At 46.6% G+C, this 17660-nt stretch carries 13 protein-coding genes and 1 tRNA gene; all 14 read right to left on the bottom strand.

Going from position 1 to position 17660, the window contains the following annotated elements; translation table 11 throughout:
- Positions 1-5: 5 nt before the first annotated feature.
- Positions 6-4136: a glycoside hydrolase family 99-like domain-containing protein gene (locus D0B88_RS02980; protein WP_151054917.1), complete on the bottom strand. Its 4131-nt coding sequence runs from the start codon at positions 4134-4136 to the stop codon at positions 6-8.
- Positions 4129-5487 carry an ABC transporter ATP-binding protein gene (locus D0B88_RS02975; RefSeq protein ID WP_151054915.1) on the bottom strand — a complete coding sequence of 453 codons (1359 nt, stop codon included), beginning with the start codon at positions 5485-5487 and terminating at the stop codon, positions 4129-4131. Before D0B88_RS02975 ends, D0B88_RS02980 begins: the two co-directional genes overlap by 8 nt.
- A complete protein-coding gene (locus D0B88_RS02970) occupies positions 5477-6307 on the bottom strand; it encodes an ABC transporter permease (protein ID WP_151054913.1) in 831 nt (276 codons plus the stop codon). The genes D0B88_RS02975 and D0B88_RS02970 overlap by 11 nt, the downstream gene beginning before the upstream one ends.
- Complete coding sequence (gene rfbC / locus D0B88_RS02965; protein ID WP_151054911.1) at positions 6304-6852, bottom strand: dTDP-4-dehydrorhamnose 3,5-epimerase; 549 nt, start codon at positions 6850-6852, stop codon at positions 6304-6306. Before rfbC ends, D0B88_RS02970 begins: the two co-directional genes overlap by 4 nt.
- A 9-nt stretch (positions 6853-6861) precedes the next feature.
- The gene (gene rfbD / locus D0B88_RS02960; protein WP_151054909.1) at positions 6862-7743 is read right to left on the bottom strand and encodes a dTDP-4-dehydrorhamnose reductase; all 882 of its coding nucleotides are present in this window, start codon (positions 7741-7743) and stop codon (positions 6862-6864) included.
- Positions 7740-8615, bottom strand: a complete 876-nt coding sequence (gene rfbA / locus D0B88_RS02955; RefSeq protein ID WP_151054907.1) for a glucose-1-phosphate thymidylyltransferase RfbA — start codon at positions 8613-8615, stop codon at positions 7740-7742. Before rfbA ends, rfbD begins: the two co-directional genes overlap by 4 nt.
- A 64-nt stretch (positions 8616-8679) precedes the next feature.
- A complete protein-coding gene (gene rfbB, locus D0B88_RS02950) occupies positions 8680-9747 on the bottom strand; it encodes a dTDP-glucose 4,6-dehydratase (RefSeq protein WP_151054905.1) in 1068 nt (355 codons plus the stop codon).
- A gap of 24 nt (positions 9748-9771) precedes the next feature.
- The gene (locus D0B88_RS02945) at positions 9772-11097 is read right to left on the bottom strand and encodes a UDP-glucose/GDP-mannose dehydrogenase family protein (protein ID WP_151054903.1); all 1326 of its coding nucleotides are present in this window, start codon (positions 11095-11097) and stop codon (positions 9772-9774) included.
- A 61-nt stretch (positions 11098-11158) separates the two neighbouring features.
- Positions 11159-12595 (bottom strand): phosphomannomutase, encoded by a 1437-nt coding sequence (locus D0B88_RS02940; RefSeq protein ID WP_151054901.1) that lies wholly within the window; start codon positions 12593-12595, stop codon positions 11159-11161.
- A gap of 13 nt (positions 12596-12608) precedes the next feature.
- On the bottom strand, positions 12609-14015 hold the full coding sequence (locus D0B88_RS02935) for a mannose-1-phosphate guanylyltransferase/mannose-6-phosphate isomerase (protein WP_151054899.1): 1407 nt from the start codon (positions 14013-14015) through the stop codon (positions 12609-12611).
- Positions 14016-14111: 96 nt separating this feature from the next.
- A tRNA-Arg gene (locus tag D0B88_RS02930) sits at positions 14112-14188 on the bottom strand.
- Between the two features lie 127 nt (positions 14189-14315).
- On the bottom strand, positions 14316-15239 hold the full coding sequence (locus D0B88_RS02925; protein WP_151054897.1) for an XrtA system polysaccharide deacetylase: 924 nt from the start codon (positions 15237-15239) through the stop codon (positions 14316-14318).
- A 112-nt stretch (positions 15240-15351) separates the two neighbouring features.
- The gene (locus D0B88_RS02920) at positions 15352-16359 is read right to left on the bottom strand and encodes an NAD-dependent epimerase (protein WP_007639465.1); all 1008 of its coding nucleotides are present in this window, start codon (positions 16357-16359) and stop codon (positions 15352-15354) included.
- 15 nt (positions 16360-16374) lie between these two features.
- Positions 16375-17649, bottom strand: a complete 1275-nt coding sequence (gene tviB / locus D0B88_RS02915) for a Vi polysaccharide biosynthesis UDP-N-acetylglucosamine C-6 dehydrogenase TviB (protein ID WP_151054895.1) — start codon at positions 17647-17649, stop codon at positions 16375-16377.
- Positions 17650-17660 lie beyond the last annotated feature (11 nt).

Raw genomic sequence — 17660 nt, 5'->3', positions numbered from 1 at the left:
CGACCTCAAGATTCCGAATCGTTTCGTAAAAATTTATATGCATCCACGGCATTTCTCACCGCTTCCAAATAGGTATGCCCAAAGCGCTTGTCTGGCTCTAAATAAGCGCCTTCTGCCCACTCGTTCCATGCGTTAACGAACACAATTCTTTCATCGCCGGAATATTGCAATCTAGTCTGTTCCAAAATAGATTCAAGCCATGCTTGAAAAACACCTGGCGTAGCATTTTCAAAACAAAAGCTATTGTTTTGACGTCTGGCACTATTGTCCCAGCCTGGCATTGCGCTCATAAATCGCGTGTAAGGGGGCTGTTCGCGAGTCGCGTAGCGAATGGCTAGCTCTCGGTAGTCTGCTACATGACCGGCAAAATCTGGATTAATAATTTCTCCTGATGGCGGCTTTTGTTCGGCAAGTCCCTGAGGTGGGAATTCAACCGCTGCATCACAGCCGAATTGTTTGGGATTTGTTTTGGCATGAACCAAATCAAAAGATTCAACCATTGCAATATAGATTTCACCAATACCTTCTTCACGACAAACTTCACGCCAGAGCGCAGCGGTTGCTTTAAAGTCGGGAAAGAGAGTTACCCTGTAAATAACAATTAAAGGCCGCCCATCAATAGTTATGTATCTATGATCTTTAAAATAACGAATCAAATCGAGAATAACTGCTCTGTCATCAGATGGTGAGTGAGCCTGAGCCATCAATACTTCATGGTCTTGCCCATCCCAGCGGCGAGTCCAATTTTCATTGGCCCAGCATACACAGAATGGCATCTCGATATCTTTATTTTGAAGGAGCTGTTCAATCGGTCTTTCTAGTAAGCGTTTTCCATCAAACCAGTAATAGTAAAAGCAAAAGGCGCCGACACCATATTTTTTTGCTAATTCTGCTTGGGCGGCCATAACCTCCGGAAGGCGTAAGTCGTAATATCCCAAATCAGCAGGGAATCGAGGTTGGTAGTGATTTATGAAATTGGGCTTGGCTTTGGTAACGTTTGTCCATTCTGTAAAGCCTGAGCCCCACCATTTGTCATTTTCAGGAAATGGATGAAATTGTGGCAAATAGAACGTAATTATTCGAGGGTTAATATTTTTTTGTAATCTATCCTTCCAAAGCTCATTAATTTTCTGAACATTATTATTAATACATTTCATTTTAAAGCTGTTATCAACAGCTGCTGTTGTCTTTGACAAATGATGAATTAGAACTGCGGATGGATTGAAATAGATAAAATAACCTTCTCGTTCAATGCGCAGGCACAAATCACTGTCTTCGCAGTAACATGGTAAAAATTCTTCCGAAAATCCGCCTAGCTTTTTGGCGAGATCAGTGCGAAGCATCAAGCATGCACCAGAAACGTAGTCAACCCGGCGAGTATAGGAAAACCTATCTTGATCAGGATTTTCATTAAGGCCAATCATGGTTGAGGTGCCATCAAAGTTAAATGAAGCACCGGCTTCTTGAAGGTGGCCTGAAGGGTATATAAATTTTGGGCCTACAGCGCCGACTCTTGGATGTACATTAAAAGTGGCATGCAAATTCTTCAGCCAGTCTTTACTGACTTGAATATCGTTATTGAGATAGACAATATATTCGCCTTGGGCATGCTCTAGTGCCTTGTTGCAATTGCGTAAAAAACCCAGATTATTTTCATTTCGGATATATTTTATATTGGCCAGTTTTTCCAACAGATGATTTGTTTCATCGGTTGAAGCGTCATCAGTAACAATAATTTCATAAGACGTGCTTGAATCAGTGTATTTTTGAATTGATAAAATGCACTCAAGCGTGAGTTTTATATTATTGTAGACCGGTAATATGATTGAAACCAATGGATGATCAGTTAGTGTCGGTAACGCTATCGATTTAACAACTTCGTCAAAGGGCTTGTTATGTAAATCAATAATATCTACATCACCAGGATCAATCATTCGCTGTTTTTGTTGTAGCTTTTTAATGGTTGCTTTTGTGCTGGCATAATTTGCCCATTCCCAATGTCCATCTGCTGCTGCCAAATGGCTTGACGCGACGTAAACCAAATTTTGAGTATTTGCCACGATTTGCACATCGGTAGTATTTGTGGCGTTGTCCTCAATAACTGCTTCCACGCTCATAGCTTGTAAATCTTTATACGCCTTCCAGTTTTTATAGGTGGCTAAGTCTTTAAAGAGCCATGGAACACTAGTGAATAAAAAGTCCTTAATTTTTTTTCGACGAGAAATCGATAGTGGAAGTTTGCGATAAGTATTGGCTATAGAGTTTTTAATGTTGTTTTTTGTCGCTCCAATCGCGGTGCGACCTAGTCGCAAAGGTGCAGTTATTTTCCATGAGCGTGATTTCAATATGGAGTCTAGCTCGGATTGGTGTTGAGCTTTTATTGCTTGTAGCTCACGTTGCCAAGCATAGGCTCTTTGATCAATTGTATTTTCCAGCTCTGTGATATGGCAGCGCTGTGCGTGTTCTTTGCTTGAGTGTTGGGATATTTCGACAGATAACTTATTGTTCTCTGCTTGTAAGCATTCATTTTTTGTTTTCAAATCATCAATTGTCATATTATCTTTTTCGGATTGTAAAAAAGTATTTTGATATCTTTCTTGGATGGCTGTTTCATTTTCTTGGAGTTTAATCCGAAGCTGAGCTATCTCGACTTCGGTCTGCGCTAAAGCGTCCGTAAATTGCTCTGACTGTAAAAAATTAGCGGCGTATATTTCCTGATTGTAGTTCTTACTTTCTTGTAATTGTTCCTGTAGCAATTTTATCGTTTCGTTTTTTTCTGCGATCAGAGCTTCTGCGTTACTAATTTTGGTGTCGTAGTATTTTTGATTGGCTGAAAGCTTTTCTGTTGCAATGATTTCTTGTTCGACCAGTTTTTTGTTTAAGTCTATTGTTTCTCGATCTTTTTCAAGTTGAATCGCATGTGCGTGCGCAATCAGCTTTTGGTAATCGATAAGTAGTTGCTCTTTCTCTTCTTTCGCTTCGTCCAGTATTTTCTTATTGTATTCCATGGTACAGGCCATCTGTTTGTCATGGGCTTCTATAATAAATTGCTTTTGCTTTTCGAATTCTGTCTGAGCATTCTCTAGGCTTTTTGCAATTGATGCATCTCGCTCGTTCCTGATGCTATGGATGGCTATTTCCAATTGAGTGCGGTGGGCGTTCCACTGTTCTTGGGCCATTTCCCATTTTTTTGTAATTTCGCGGATTTCTATATCAAATTCATTTTTTTGATCTGCTAATACAACTGCTTCAGCATTTTTCAGTGTAATTGATACTTTTTCCGTTGCTTTTTCCAGTGCATAGGTAAATAGGCCTTCTATATTGTCTCTTAGAGTATTTTTTTCTAATAAAATTATGGAATAAATTTCGTCACATGGAGCCTCAATAGATTCTAGAATTTCGAAATTAGCAAGGTCAACTGCTACCAAGCTGGCAGTTGATTGGGTATTCTCTTGGCTATTACGGCTTTTGCTAAGGCCAACGTACAAAATGTTATCGATGATAGTCAAGCCACGGGTATATCCGGGCATTTTCTTCATTCGCAATAACTCGCCGTTGGGAAGATATTCTGCAATTTCATGTTGTTGGGAATTAGCCAGAATTAAATTGTTGCCATGCTGTGCCAGGCTATGTGGTTGTGATAGTCCCGAAATTAACGTCTCACCGGTAAGCAGGTCACGAACAAATCCTTTTCTGGTGGAATCTTCTTTGTAACCGCGATGAAGGTGAAAATCACCAAAAGCGGAAAAAATAATTCTTTCATTCCATGTGCCAACGCAATTGATATGCATTGAGTCTGCTTCTCCCGGGAAGCGCCAGCGTCTAACTTCATTCAGGTTGCTGTCGGCCTGAATTATTTCATTGGTCATCGTGCAAACAATATAGTAACTTCCACTTAAATAAAAAATGTCATGAATATCTTGTAAGTCACTTATTTCTTTGTTCTGTTCGTCCTGTTGAGTTGCATAAATAACCGCTTTGTCAGGTTGCACGCCTCGTACAAGTTTTCCTTTTTCAAAAAGAATACCGCAGGTACCTAACGTATCTATTCTGACGAATTTACGCTCTGATATAAAAAAAAGGCCGCCATTATGATTGGGGGCGGAAATAAGTAAATCATTAAATAAATTAGTCATCTATTCTTACCGAGGGACAACAATTGAAATCAATAAATTCTGTAGAGGTGGACAGCTTTTGTGGCAGAACCCTGAACGCGATAACATCTATTTTTCTGTGCAGAAATGTTTCTTCCTGATCGATAGAGCCCAGTACACCAGCATTTAGGAAATATACGCCCGGGTTCAAATGACAGTCGAACGTAAACTCTACCGCGAGGGTTGCTCCCGCTTCGATAAAGCGAATAGATTGATCGCGTGTGGAGGCGCTAATACTTCCCCCAAGTTCCAAACCAGATGTGCTTTTTATCAACATACCAAACCGCACATCAAATGCTGCTTCGTCGAACACAACTTTATAGCTATACCGATATTTCCTACCCGTCACTAAACCATTAACCTGAATTCCGTCGAGCGTCGTAATACATGGTGATTGTATTAATGCACCGCGAGCTACATATTCAAATGCACTGGCAGGAATCAGGCTTGGATCATATGTTTCGACCAGTTCTTCATGGGCACTTTCGCGAATTTCAGAATGTGGTTCAAGGGCTTGAATCTGAGCTTGTTGTTTGATCTCACTAATTATTGCTGTCTTTTCGTGTGCAGGGGCATAAAGAAGTTTTTGGTATCGATTTACAACATCCTTTGGTGCACCATCTATTAAAAAATCTCCATTGTCGATTAGAATAGCTCTATCGCATAATTCAACTATTGATGATGCTGAGTGGGAGACAAATAATATAGTTGCTCCCGATGCACGTATGCTTTCAATTTTGGAAAAGCATTTCCGTTGAAAAAGCTCGTCACCTACTGACAAAGCTTCGTCAATGACCAAAATGTCAGGCTCAACATGGACGGCGACGGAAAATGCCAGTCGCACATACATGCCGCTGGAATAAGTTTTGACTGGCCTCTCGATAAAGTCGCCGATATCAGCAAATGCCACTATTTGTTCAAATTTCGCTTCAATCTCATCTTTGCCTATGCCCAGAATAGCGGCATTCATGTAAATGTTTTCCCTGCCGGTAAACTCAGGATTAAAACCCGAACCTAATTCGAGTAGTGCAGCAATTCTACCCTGGATTTCTATTTGCCCGGCGGTTGGAGATAATGTTCCGCAGATCATTTGCAGCAAGGTGGATTTCCCTGATCCATTTTTACCTATAATACCTACGGTTTCTCCTTTTCTAATATTGAAAGAGACGTTTTTTAATGCCCAAAATTCTTTATAGAATTTACGCGCGTTCTTTTTTACAAGAGAATCGTAGCGCGGTAATAAAAACTGTTTCAACCTGTCCGTGGGGGTCTCGTATATAAGATAACATTTACTGAGATTAGAGACGGTAATGGAATGGGTATTAGATGACATCAGCAAATCCTTTTCTGGTTTTCTGAAACCAGTAATATCCAATCCACATGGTTAATCCTGACAGAAGTGAATAGACACCTAGCCCTTGCCAGTTTGGTAATTTCCCCCAAATGAGCACATCGCGTGATTGTTCAATGATAAATGTTAAGGGATTGATATTCATTAACCATTGAAATTCAGGCGGCAAAGCATTTTTTGAGTAAAAGATTGGGCTGAGGAAAAGCAAAACAGTTGTTAATACATTGATTCCCTGTGCAATATCGCGAACAAATACCCCGAGCGAGGCGATGAACCAGATCAAGCCCAGTAACAGCATGAAATATGGAATTAAAATGATGGGTAAGAAGATAATTGTCCAAGTAATTTGATCGTGAAAAACAATCATGCCAATGAGTAGGACGAGCATCCCTACCGAAAAATTAAATAGACCCTCTAGGAAGTTAGTGAGCGCGAGTATCTCTAGAGGAAAAATGACTTTTTTAACGTAATTCGCGTTGAGCAGTATAAGCGAAGGAGCCTTGTTAATAACTTCTGCAAACAAGCCGTGGATAAGCATTCCTGTAAATAGGATGAATGCAAATTGCAGTTTGCTTTCTGATATGTCACCACTCCAGCGAACTTTGAGGACAATCGAAAATACAAATGTGTAGACAACCAACATGAATATTGGATTTAGCAGCGGCCATAAAATCCCAATATAGGAGCCGCGGTATTTCCCCACAATTTGCTGTCTAACAATTTGTGAAACTAATCCCCGGTTTGATATTAAGGAGCCGATTAAGGATTTAATCGATGTAGGGCTTTCCATATTTGGGTTCATGCAAATAAAGTTCCTTCATCGAAAAGTTTTCCTTGCGCATCTTTTGCGGCAAGAATAGGTGGCAGAGTAGTGGGCCATGAAATGTTTAATTGTGGATCATTCCATAGCAAGCAGGCTTCATGTTGTGGGGAGTAGTAATTGGTTGTCTTGTATAAGAATTCGGCGCTTTCACTTAAGGTCAAAAAGCCATGCGCAAAACCTTCAGGAACCCATAGCTGACGTTTGTTTTCTGCTGAGAGAATTACACCAACCCATTGCCCAAAAGTGGGGGAGGATTTACGAATATCCACTGCTACATCAAACACTTCACCTTGCACCACACGTACTAATTTGCCTTGTGCCATAGGCGGTAATTGATAATGCAGACCGCGCAGTACACCTTTGCTGGATTTGGAATGATTGTCTTGTACGAATTCGCGTTTTAAACCAGTGGCTTCTTCAAATTTTTTTTGATTGAAGCTTTCCAGAAAAAACCCGCGTTCATCGCCAAATACTTTAGGTTCAAAAATAATAACGTCGGGAATATCAGTTTTAATAAAGTTCATGCTCTGACCTTAGGCGGAATAGGCGCCAATGTTTTTTAATGCGGATTGCCAATCGCTCGGGCTTATACCGAATGCTTGCGCGATTTTGTCGCAATTGAGTTTGGAATTGGCTGGGCGTTTTGCGGGAGTGGGGTAGTCTGCAGTGGTGATGGCGTTGAGTTGCGGAACGGCTTTATTATAAAGCTCCGCCTGTGCTACCTCGGTAAAAATCTGCTGCGCAAAACCAAACCAGCTGATGTGCGGTGCGCCTGAGTAATGATAAATGCCCCACGAGGTTGGGTTGCCTGCTACGTAATGTTTAACGATACTTAACAGCGCACCGGCAATGTCGCCCGCATAGGTGGGGCCACCTTCTTGATCGGCTACTATACCGAGCGTATCTCGGCTACTGCCCAAGCGAATCATGGTTTTAACAAAGTTGTTGCCATGTTCGCCAAATACCCAGGCGGTGCGCAAAATAATATGTTTATCGTTGGCTGCAGCAACCGCCTGCTCGCCTTCCAATTTACTTTTGCCGTACACCCCTTGTGGGGAGGTGGCATCGTCTTCGCTGTAGGTGTCTGCTGCATCACCTGCAAACACGTAGTCGGTTGAAATATGCAATATTGCGGCGCCGCTATTTTTTGCCGCGCGGGCGAGGTTGGCGGGACCATCGCGATTAATTGCATAAGCGAGCTCTTGTTCTTGCTCAGCTTTATCTACCGCGGTGTAAGCGGCGGCATTGATGATCACATCAGGCTGAATGTGGGCGATGGCGGCATCAACGGCTGGGGCATTGCTAATATCCAGTTCGGCGCGTGTGAGTGCGACAAAATCCCAACCATTTTTGTGCAATTGCTGTTGTAAACAATGCCCCACTTGACCATTGGCACCAGTCACTAAAATTTTCATACTTTGGACTGCTCCGCAATTTTCAGCAGATATTGGCCGTATCCTGTTTTTGAAAGTGCTTTGCCTTCGGCGATTAATTGCTCTTTGCTGATCCACTTATTTACAAAGCCTATCTCTTCCAGACATGCCACTTTTAAGCCTTGGCGATGTTCGATGGTTTGCACAAAATGACCCGCTTCGAGCAAGCTGTCGTGGGTGCCAGTGTCCAACCAGGCATAACCGCGGCCCAGTAGTTCAACGTTTAAATCGCCGCGCTCCAAATACGCATTATTCACACTGGTGATTTCCAGTTCACCGCGATGGGAGGGTTTGATGGTTTTGGCGATTTCAATCACGTCGTTGTCGTAAAAATACAAACCGGTCACGGCATAGTTGGATTTAGGTTGTTTGGGTTTTTCTTCGATGGAGATTGCGCGCATCTGCTGGTCAAACTCAACTACACCAAAACGCTCGGGATCGTTCACGTGATAGCCGAATACGGTGGCACCAGTTTTGCGTGCTACTGCACTTTGCAGGCTTTGGGTGAGCCCGTGGCCGTAATAAATATTGTCGCCCAGCACCAGGCAGACATTGTCTTGACCGATAAACCCTTCGCCAATAATAAAGGCTTGGGCAAGGCCATCCGGGCTCGGTTGCACCGCGTAGTTGAGGCGAATACCGTATTGGGATCCATCGCCCAATAGGCGCATAAAACTAGCGGAATCTTCCGGGGTAGTAATGATGAGTATGTCCTGAATACCCGCCAACATCAGCACTGAGAGCGGGTAATAAATCATGGGCTTATCGTAAATGGGTAATAGCTGCTTTGACACACCTTTGGTAATAGGGTGCAAGCGGGTGCCGCTGCCCCCCGCAAGAATAATACCTTTCATAGAAAATCCTGAAGCTCTGTAAATGGCTCATCGGTAGGTAGATTTACCGATGAGTAATTATCGATTATTGGGTGCCGAGACGCTCGCGTTGATAGCTGCCGTCCTGGACACGTTGTGCCCAGTTGAGGTTTTCAAGATACCAGATTACCGTTTTGCGGATACCTGATTCAAAGGTTTCCTCGGGTGACCAGCCGAGTTCGCGCTGGATTTTGCTTGCATCTATTGCATAGCGAATGTCATGACCGGGGCGATCTTGTACAAAAGTAATTAAATCCTTGTGTGCTTTGATGCCTAATGCGGTTTGGCTGAGCGGACGCAATTCGTCTAGCAGTGCACAGATAGTATGCACGACCTCAATATTTTGTTTCTCATTGTGGCCGCCAATATTATAAGTCTCGCCAATTTTGCCTTCTGTAACAACTTTGTACAGTGCACGAGCGTGATCCTCTACAAATAGCCAATCGCGGATTTGATTGCCTTTGCCATAAACCGGTAGAGGTTTTCCTTCCAGCGCATTGAGAATAACCAATGGGATTAGTTTCTCGGGGAAGTGATATGGGCCATAGTTATTGGAGCAATTGGTAACAACGGTAGGTAAGCCGTAGGTGCGGCGCCAAGCGCGCACCAAATGATCCGAGCTGGCCTTGCTGGCAGAGTAGGGTGAGCTGGGTGCATAGGGGGTGGTTTCGGTGAATAGATCCTCCGGCCCTTCCAAATCGCCATAGACTTCATCGGTTGAAATATGGTGGAAGCGAAACGCGGCTTTGCGTGCCTCTGGCAAGTCTTTCCAATAGCTACGGCTAGCTTCCAGCAGCTGATAAGTGCCAACAATATTCGTTTCAATAAAGTCGGCGGGGCCATCAATAGAGCGGTCTACATGGCTTTCGGCGGCCAAGTGCATTACTGCATCTGGTTGGTGTTGGGCAAACACTCTATCCAGTTCAGCGCGGTCGCAAATATCAACTTGTTCAAACGCGTACCGCTCACTGCTAGCAATACTGGTCAAGGATTCCAAGTTGCCAGCATAGGTGAGTTTATCCAAGTTAACTACCCGGGACTGGGTGTTATTGATGATATGGCGTACGACGGCAGAGCCGATAAATCCGGCGCCGCCGGTAACCAAAATTTTCATAATAAAATCCTATAGGAAGTGCAATTACTGTCGGCCGACAGAGTAGTAGGTAAAACCACGTTTTGCCAAGCGTTTGGGGTCGTACATATTGCGACCATCAAAAATGGTTGCTTGGCTGAGCATGTTTTTGATTAGGTCAAAATCCGGGGCGCGGAAGGCCTGCCATTCGGTGACAATTATCAGGCTATCGGCATGTTTCAGGGCGCTTTCTTTAGTGCCGCAGAGCAACAGATCATCGCGATTGCCGTAGATACGTTGGGTTTCGTTCATGGCTTCCGGGTCGAATGCCTGCACTTTGGCGCCAGCTTCCCAGAGCGCTTCCATCAGTACGCGTGCGGGTGCTTCGCGCATGTCGTCAGTATTGGGTTTGAAGCTCAAGCCCCACAATGCAAAGGTTTTGCCTTTGAGGTCACCATTAAAGTGCTTGTTAATTTTGGCAAACAAGGTGGTTTTTTGTTCGTTGTTACGTGCTTCAACCGCTTTTAAGACTTTGGCATCGAACTTGATTTGATCGGCAGTCTGGATCAGCGCCTGAACATCTTTGGGGAAACAGGAGCCACCGTAGCCAACACCGGGGTAAATAAAGTGGTAGCCGATGCGGGGGTCACTGCCTATGCCGTGACGTACTGCTTCAATATCGGCACCCAGAATTTCGGCGAGGTTGGCCATTTCATTCATAAAGCTGATTTTGGTGGCCAGCATGCAGTTGGCGGCGTATTTGGTCAACTCGGCGCTGCGCACATCCATCACGATAATTTTTTCGTGGTTGCGGTTGAAGGGGGCATAGAGTTCACGCATCACATCTTCGGCATCTTTGTTGTCAGTGCCGATAACGATGCGATCTGGCTTCATGCAGTCGGCAACTGCCGAACCTTCTTTCAGGAATTCCGGGTTGGAAATCACATCAAAGGTCAGTTGCGATTTGCCCTTGCTTTCAAGCACCTCGGCTATTTTGGCTTTGACTCTGTCACCAGTACCTACCGGAACGGTGGATTTATCCACCACAATCTTGTGCGACTCCATGTGCTCGGCAATGGTGCTGGCAACCGCGAGTACATATTTCAAATCGGCGGAGCCGTCTTCATCGGGCGGTGTACCAACAGCGATAAATTGTACTTCACCGTGTTTAACACCCAACGCGGCGTCGATAGTGAAGCTCAGTCGGCCTGCGGCGAAGTTTTCTTTTACCAAGGGTTCCAGGCCTGGCTCGTAAATAGGGATCTGGCCTTTCTTCAAGGCTTCCACTTTGTCAGCATCCACATCGACGCAGACAACATCGTGGCCTACTTCGGCGAGAATTGCGGCTTGTACCAAGCCAACATAACCAATTCCAAATACGGTAACTTTCATGGTGAGTTTATTCCTTGTAAATAAGATGCTTTATAAGACAAAAAGAAAAAACGGTTCATATTCAGGTCGATGTTTGGGTCAATCTAACCTGAAGTTTATCAAGTACGTTTTTCACCAATGTGGCAGCGGTTTTTTGGTTGTCCGCTTCGGCATAACAACGCAGCTCCGGGGCGTTACCCGATGGGCGCAGGTGGATAATCTCACCTTCGTGAAAGCTGATGCGCAGGCCGTCGGTAGTATTGATGGAATCGACAGTTTTACTGCTCATCTCCAGCAGGTTTAACAGGGCTGACTGATCCTCACTGGCTTCAGCCAGAAAAGCTTTGCTATTGCTGGTGGGGATGTTTTGGATTCTATCGCTGGCGGTGAAGCGCGCTGGCAGGGTGGCAACTTGAGCTGAGAGTTTGGTGTTGGCCGCTGCCGCAATCAAGGCGATGCCCGGCAACAGGGCATCGCGGGTGGGCAGGGCTTTCAGTAGTTTGCCATTGAGTTGCACATCCGAGCCTAATAAAAAGCCGCCGTTCGCTTCAAAGCCGGCAATGGCTGAGAAGTGCGGCGCGAGTTCTTCCAGCGCTGCAATCACATAGGGCGAGCCAATTTTGGTGCGAGTCACCTTGGCAAAGGCGCCACATTTCTCGATGGCGGTATTGCAGCTAACGGGAACCGCCAGGGCGCTGATCCCCAGTTGGCGCGCGCAGAGCAATCCGACAATGTCCCCGCGCAGCCACTGGCCATTTTCATCGGCGATCAGTGGTCTATCGCCGTCACCATCGGTGGAAAAAAGCGCATCAAACCGATATTCCTTTGACCAGCGGCGGCCTTTTTGTACATCGGCCTCGGCTACAGCTTCGGTGTCGATGGGCACAAAAGTATCGGTGCGCTCCAGGCTGGTGACTTGCGCGCCCAAGCTGCGGAACAGGTCGGCGTAGAGATCGCGCCCGGCGCTTGAGTGTTCATAGAGGCCGATATGCAAACCCTGCATAATGCCGGGGGCAAAAACATCGCGGTAACGCTGGATATAGTTCGCGGCAGCCAGCGGGTTGATTGCGGGTAATGCGGCTGTATAGCTCGTCAATTCGCTATCAGTGCTAACAATTGCCAGCTCATCGGCCTTGGTAATTTCACCGGTGGGTCGATAAAACTTCAGGCCGTTGCGATCAAAAGGGATATGGCTGCCGGTTACCATAATTGCCGGCACACTGTCTTGCATTGCCTGATAGGCCAGTGCTGGCGTGGGCAGAATACCGTAGTAATCCACGGCGATACCTAATGCCTGGGCAGCACCCGCGCAGGCGGCGGCCATGGCCGGACTGCTGGGGCGATTATCAATACCAATCGCGACACGGCTAACGTGAAATTCGCCCTGCATGACTCTCAGGAAACTTTGTGCAAAGCTTGCGACAACATCGTCGCTAAAGTCGCTCACCAGACCGCGTGCACCGGAAGTGCCAAAGCTGATGCCGCTCTCGCCAATAATCTGTTCTAGTGATTTTTTCATAATCAAGCCCGCCTCAACGTTCAGAGAAACGCACAATGTCGTCTTCGCCTAAATAGGCGCCGGATTGAACTTCAATCAGTTCAAGGGGAATCTTGCCGGGATTTTCCAGTGCATGCGCAGTACCCAAGGGGATGTACACCGACTGATTTTCAGACAGCAACGCCTCTTGTCCATCAATGCTCACCTTGGCGGTGCCGGATACCACAATCCAATGCTCGGAGCGATGATGGTGCATTTGCATGGAAACTTTTTGTTCCGGCATCACGGTGATGCGTTTTACCTGATAGCGATAGCCGGTATCGATAGAGTCCTGCTTGCCCCAGCGACGATAAACTTCACGATGCACTCGATGCTCTGGGCGACTACTTTTTTTCAGGCTATTTACGATGGCTTTTACATCCTGGACGTGGTCTTTTGAGGCCACCAGTACTGCATCTTTGGTTTGCACCACAATGGTATTTTCAAGGCCGACCGTAGCGACCAGCCCTGTCTCGGCAAATACATAATTGTTGTGGCTCTCAAACGACAGTACATCGCCCTTGTGTGAATTGCCGTCGGTATTTTTTTCCGATACCTCCCACAACGAAGACCAGGAACCGACATCACTCCAACCTGCATTCAGGGGGATAACAACTGCGCTGTCGGTTTTTTCCATCACCGCGTAGTCGATGGAGTCAGCGGGGCACTGTAAGAATGCTTCTTTGTTAACGCGGATAAAGTCCAAATCCGGATCGACATCGGCCATCGCCAGGTCGCACGCCGTAAAAATATCCGGACGGTATTGTTTGAGGTTGTCCAGATACACGCTGGCTTTAAATAAAAACATGCCACTATTCCAGTAGTAATCGCCACTGGCAAGGTATTGCTCGGCGGTCTGCAAGTTAGGTTTTTCGACAAATTGTTTAACCGCATAAGCGGTCTCTTCACCGGCAATTGCCATGGAGCTTGACGCTTGGATGTAGCCATAACCGGTTTCGGGGGCGGTCGGCACTATGCCAAAGGTAACCAGTTTGTTTTGCTGTGCGCAGGGAATGGCGGCTGAAACAATACGCCTGAACTCCTGCTCATCCACAATAATATGATCGGCAGCCAGAACCAGCAGCAGTGGATCCAAGCCTTTTTTCAGCGCAGCCATAGCCGCCAGGGCGATGGCAGGGGCGGTATTTCTACCGGCGGGTTCAAGGATAATATTGTTGTTGAGTTGGTTAATTTGGCGCAATTGCTCGGCAGCGATAAATCGGTGCTCTTCGTTGCAAATTACCAGAGGGGGGAGGGTATCCAAGCCAGTCAGGCGTTTAACTGTTGCCTGTAACATAGTGGATTTGCCATCCAAATTTAAAAATTGCTTGGGCATTAAATCGCGGGATAGTGGCCATAGGCGACTCCCTGAACCACCAGCCATTATTACGGGTAATATCATCACTGCCTCCTTGGGGGGTTGTGTGTGCCCTAATACGTGTTGTGTTTGAGCAGACAAAGCCGAACGGTGCCTAGAGTGTAAACGAAGAATAAAAAGTGGTGCACCCGACAGGATTCGAACCTGTGACCAACGGCTTCGGAAGCCGCTACTCTATCCAGCTGAGCTACGGATGCTTAATGAAATAACTCTTTTCTTGCAGTTTTCGACCTGTTAGCGACGACCTCTGCGCGATATTACCTGCAAATAATCGTCCAACCCTACCATGAGGGGCGCGATTCTACTGTTGTTGATCAACGTCGTCTAGGTCGACGCTGGCGATTGTTTATTACCGGTGTTGGCGGCGAGCTCATGAATAGTAAGTATTTTGTGCACTTTGGCAGTGCCCAAGCTCTCGCTCATAGTGCCAAATTGGAAATCGCTAATCATTTGTTCCAAGCGTGGCAGGCAGCGTTTAAGGTTGGTGTAGTGGCGAAAGTTGCTGAACCAGCTGGCGTTAGGCACGCGTGGTTGTTCCGGGTCTATTTCCCAGGGGTGCAGATAAAAAATTTGTGGTTTGGTCTGATTCAAACTGGCGCGCTCAAATAACCATTTGGATAGTGCGTAAGGGTACTGACGAAAATAACCGCCACCTGCAGCTGGAATGGCTTGGCCCATTACTTTGGCGGTAGTAAGTGGGAATTCAAGCATGCTGGCGCCGTTGGTGGTGATAATCCGGTAGGGCTCTTCGGGGCTCCCGGGAATGCCGTAGTTGTCATGACGCGTTGGGAAAATGCTGGAGTCCCAGGTGAACCCCAGCTCGGCCAATATATCCAATGCCCATAGTGATTTGCGTGTGATGGAGTAGCTGGCAGCGCGATAACCGGTAATTGGGGTTTGCGCCAAGTCTTCCAGAATTTGTTTGGATTTTGCGGTTTCAGCGCGAAACACTTCCGGTGATTGGTTATAGATAAGTTGATGGCTGAAACCGTGGGATGCTATTTCATGACCCTGTTGTTTGATGGTTTTTACCAGCTGTGGGTATTTTTCCGCCACCCAGCCAAGAATAAAAAATGTAATTTTTATATTGTGATTTGCAAAAAGCTGCAATAACCGCTCAGTGTTCTGTTCAACCCGGGATGGCCAGTTATCCCAGTCACTGGGCTTTATCACCTTGGCAAACGCGGCGACGTGATAGTAATCCTCTACATCAACGGTCATTGCATGGGTGATGGTGTTTTTGTTCATCGTTGGCTGCTCTTGGGTTGCAGTGGTATCCGGTCAGCAAAACGGCATCTTGCGATGCCGTTTTGATTTTTTAAGCCTCGTAGTTCTTCATTTAAACCTTGTGGCTCTTTATTTAGACCTTGTAATAATCTCTATACCACTTCACAAAGTTTTCAATGCCCACTTCTACCGGCGTAGTTGGTTTGTAGCCCACATCTTCAATCAGTGCATCCACATTGGCGTAGGTGTCCGGCACATCGCCCGCTTGCAGTGGCAGCAAGTTCTTGATCGCTTTTTTGCCCAGGCAATTTTCCAGCACTTCAATGTAGCGCAACAATTCAACCGGGTTGTTAGAGCCGATGTTGTAAATACGGTACGGCGCGCTGGAGGTGGCGGGGTCGGGTTGGTTGCCGCTCCAGTTGCTGTTGGGTGTGGCAACGTTATCCAGGGTGCGCACTACGCCTTCCACTATGTCATCAATGTAAGTGAAGTCGCGGCGATGATTGCCGTAGTTGAATACATCAATCGGTTCACCGGCAAGAATCTTTTTGGTAAAGATAAACAGTGCCATGTCCGGGCGGCCCCAAGGGCCGTAAACGGTAAAGAAGCGTAGGCCGGTGGTGGGGATCTTAAACAGATGGCTGTAGGTATGGGCCATCAGCTCATTGGCTTTTTTACTGGTCGCGTAGAGGCTAACGGGGTGGTCGACGTTGTTGTGCACATCAAATGGCATGGAGGTATTCATGCCGTAGACCGAGCTGCTGGAGGCATAGACCAGGTTGTCAGTGCCAAAATGGCGGCAACCTTCCAGAATATTCAAAAAGCCGGTGATGTTGGCATCAATATAGGCTTGGGGGTTTTCCAGTGAGTAGCGCACACCTGCTTGAGCGGCGAGGTTAACTACGCGATCCGGCTTGTGGGTTTTAAACACGTTATCGATAGCGGCTTTATCTTCCAGATTGCAACGAATATCGGTAAATGCGCTATTGCCGGTCAGGTGCGCCAAGCGGTCTTTTTTGATTTGTACATCATAGTAGTTGTTGAGGTTATCGATTCCGATAACCTCGTCGCCGCGAGCGAGTAAACGTTTGGCAAGCGTGGAGCCGATAAAACCGGCGGTGCCTGTGACCAATACTTTCATGAGTTTTCCTTGAGCTTAGAGACGGGCATCTACCGCGTCTTTGGGGAGAATATGTTTTACATCAAACAGCACATGATTGTCTTTGCCGAGAGCGCGTATTTCAGCGGCGCCCATCGCGCGGAATTTGTCGTGGCCAACACACAAAATAATGGCGTCATAGCTGTTGGCTTTGGGTGACTCAATCAAGTCCAGGCCATATTCATGTTGCGCTTCGGCAGCGTCGGCCCAAGGGTCGAATACATGGACATTGGCGTTGTAGTTTTTGAGCTCATTAATAATGTCGATTACGCGAGTGTTGCGCAGGTCGGGGCAGTTTTCTTTAAAGGTCAGACCCATGATCAGGATGTTGGAGTCCACCACGTGGCATTTGCGTTGGGTCATCATTTTCACGACTGACTCAGCCACAAAGGTGCCCATGCCATCGTTAATACGGCGGCCAGCGAGGATCACTTCGGGGTTATAGCCCACTTGTTGTGCTTTGTGGGTCAGATAATAAGGGTCAACACTGATACAGTGGCCGCCGACCAAGCCGGGACGAAAGGGTAGAAAGTTCCATTTGGTCCCTGCGGCTTCCAGCACTTCAATAGTGTCGATATCGAGACGCTTGAAAATCAGCGACAGCTCGTTAATCAGGGCAATATTAATGTCGCGCTGGGTGTTTTCGATCACCTTGGCGGCTTCGGCAACCTTAATGCTGCTGGCTTTGTGGGTGCCGACTACTACAATTTTGCGGTATAGCTGATCGACGAACTCTGCTACTTCCGGCGTTGAGCCCGAGGTGATTTTGGTGATGTTGTGTACGCGGTGTTGTTTGTCGCCCGGGTTGATGCGTTCGGGGCTGTAGCCGGCAAAAAAATCCACATTGAATTTTAGTCCGGATACTTTCTCAATGATCGGTACGCAAATTTCTTCGGTGCATCCGGGGTAAACGGTGGATTCAAACACCACCACGGCATTTTTGCTGATGACTCGACCCAGCAGTGCGGAAGCTTTTTCCAGTGGGGTCAGGTCTGGTTGTTTGCTGTCGTTGATGGGGGTGGGGACTGTGACTATATATACGTCACGCCCTCTAATATCTTCTTCACGGGTGGTGTAACTGATGTGTGCTGCTTCGGCCAGTTCGGCGGCGGTCAGTTCCAGGGTGCTATCCACACCTTGAAGCAGGGCATCTACCCGCGCAGGGTTAATATCAAAGCCGACAGTGTTAATTTTTTTGCCAAACTCTACGGCGAGCGGCAGACCGACATAACCTAAACCAATAATGCAAAGCGAAGGGTTGCTTGCGAGCATGGGAAAATTCC

The organism is Cellvibrio sp. KY-YJ-3, assembly GCF_008806955.1.
Classification (GTDB): Bacteria; Pseudomonadota; Gammaproteobacteria; order Pseudomonadales; family Cellvibrionaceae; genus Cellvibrio.
The sequence above is the reverse complement of the archived record's forward strand: the minus strand, read 5'-3'. Positions and strand labels throughout refer to the sequence as shown.